Source organism: Xanthovirga aplysinae, from assembly GCF_009711365.1.
GTDB classification, from domain to species: domain Bacteria; phylum Bacteroidota; class Bacteroidia; order Cytophagales; family Cyclobacteriaceae; genus Xanthovirga; species Xanthovirga aplysinae.
Map to the genome: position 1 here is coordinate 1 of NZ_SMMB01000542.1, position 2,243 is coordinate 2,243.

At 35.5% G+C, this 2,243-nt stretch carries 3 protein-coding genes; 2 read left to right on the plus strand and 1 reads right to left on the minus strand.

Annotated elements, in window-relative coordinates; genetic code table 11:
- Positions 1-141: 141 nt before the first annotated feature.
- Both apaG and E1171_RS02500 read left to right on the plus strand, forming a co-directional pair.
- Positions 142-528 carry a Co2+/Mg2+ efflux protein ApaG gene (gene apaG, locus E1171_RS02495; protein ID WP_155203749.1) on the plus strand — a complete coding sequence of 129 codons (387 nt, stop codon included), beginning with the start codon at positions 142-144 and terminating at the stop codon, positions 526-528.
- Positions 529-533: 5 nt separating this feature from the next.
- Positions 534-1,328 (plus strand): O-methyltransferase, encoded by a 795-nt coding sequence (locus E1171_RS02500; protein ID WP_155203751.1) that lies wholly within the window; start codon positions 534-536, stop codon positions 1,326-1,328.
- Between the two features lie 244 nt (positions 1,329-1,572).
- Here the strand turns inward: E1171_RS02500 and E1171_RS02505 are convergent, their stop codons facing one another.
- Complete coding sequence (locus E1171_RS02505; protein WP_155203753.1) at positions 1,573-2,175, minus strand: methyltransferase domain-containing protein; 603 nt, start codon at positions 2,173-2,175, stop codon at positions 1,573-1,575.
- Positions 2,176-2,243: the final 68 nt, after the last annotated feature.

Genomic DNA, 2,243 nt, shown 5'->3' on the forward strand with positions numbered 1-2,243 from the left:
CAATTATCATCTGAACAGCCTGGCTTTAGAATAATTGACAGAAGAAAATTCTAGGTTCAATATAGTTTTTTTTATTGCTTTAAAAAGAACTAATACCTTTCCAAAGCGTTTTTAAATTAAAGTTTTAACCCTTAAGCATTGATGGTAACCGAAATTACAGAAGGGGTAAAAATAAGCGTAGAAACTGAATACCAGCCAGAATATTCAAGTCCGGCCCAAGGGCATTTTGTTTTTACCTATCGGATCACCATAGAAAATAAAAGCCCAAATACAGTACAATTATTGAGTAGACATTGGTTTATTCATGACGCAAATAATACGGTACGTGAAGTGGAAGGAGAAGGAGTTGTGGGACAACAACCTACTATTGAGCCCGGAAAAAGTCATCAATATGTATCTGGCTGTAATTTAAAATCGGGGATAGGTAAAATGTACGGAACCTTTTTGATGGAAAGAGTCTTGGACGAGAAAAAATTCAGAGCCATTATTCCTGAATTTACCATGATTTTCCCTTACAGATTAAACTAATTCAATTGCCCAACATCGAACAACTCCGGATTATTTTTCGCTATATTTCTTATTGGTTAAATGCCATTGATGAACATTCCCTTCAACCGCCATTTGCTTACCGATTATATACATCAGTAATCAAAAGAAAAGAACAATATCCCATATTTGAGGATATTGAAAAGTCACGAAAGGAACTTTTAGCCGATCAAAGAGAAATCTCGTTTTCGGAATTAGGAGCCGGTTCTAAAGTTAATCCAAGAAAAAAGAGACAGATAAAGGATATTGCCCGCAACAGCCTCACCCCTGCAAAGTTCTCAGAGTTACTTTTTCGCCTGGTCGCACATTTCAAACCTCATATCATCTTAGAACTGGGAACTTCTCTTGGAATAAACACCCTTTATCTAGCCAAGGTAAGAAAAGAGGTGAAGGTGATCACCTTTGAAGGCTGCCCAGAAACTGCAGCTATTTCACAAGAATTGTTTCAAAAGCATTCTAGCGAAAACATTGAGGTAATCACTGGAGATATTTCAGCAACCCTCCCCCCCTTTATTAATCAGGTTGAAAAAGTCGATTTCGTGTATTTTGATGCAAATCATCGTCTTGAACCAACTCTGAACTATTTTAATATTTGCTTAAGTAAAGCTCATACAAATAGCATCTTCATTTTTGATGATATTCATTGGTCAAGGGAAATGGAGGAAGCCTGGAAGCAAATTAAGGAAAACCCAAAGGTCACCATGACAATGGATTTATTTAATTCGGGCCTGGTTTTTTTTGACCCCGATTTAAAGAAGCAGCATTATACCTTAATGTTTTAAATGGTTTAATTATTCACCATAAACCCATACTAGGCCTTATTTCTCACAAGGATTACCAATAGCCATGATATCATCACTATTAAAGATAAAACCAGAGTTGGAGTACTGAGGATCTAAATAAATATTATTTCTTCCAGGAAAATTGAGCACCAAAAAGAAGAACAACGGTCTTAATAGAGCAAAGAATCCAACATGAGAATTTAAGTCTAAATTCTCCCACGTGCCATTCCTAATTTTTTAACTCCTAATTCTTTGCTCCCTTTCCTTTCTTTACCAAATTCACAAATAATTCCCTCCCAGCTCTTGGGGGAATGGAATTATAACAGGGTTCATAAGTACTAAATTCAAAATATGGTTCGAAATATTTGACATATTCTTCAGCGGATCCCCCAAAGGGCGGCTTATCATTATTCATAGGGTGATTCCATAAAACCCCCACTAATCTCCCATTTTTGTTTAATAATTGAGCAGCTTTTTCAGCATATCGCCAACGAAGTTCTGGGTCTATGGCACAAAAAAAGGTTTGTTCAATGATAAGATCGAAAAATCCCTTCAGTTCAAAAAAATCATCATGAATCAACTGATCCTTGGGAAATAATGGAAACTTCTTATTGAACTTCCTTAAAGGAATTTCTGAAATATCTAACAAAAACACATTCTCAAAACCAGCCTCATACAAAAAGGAAGCCTCGTAGCTATTTCCACAACCCGGTATAAGAATTTTCAATGATTTATTGGTTAACTGTTCAAAGTATTCTTTTAATGGCGTTGAAATAGCCCCAATATCCCATTGTGTCATTCCTTCCAAATAGCGTTTACTCCAATATTCTTCATTTAATTCCTTCATTATTTCACCAAAAAAATTTAAAACTCATACAAAAAACTACAACTATTGGAGAGGGATTTTAAGTTCCC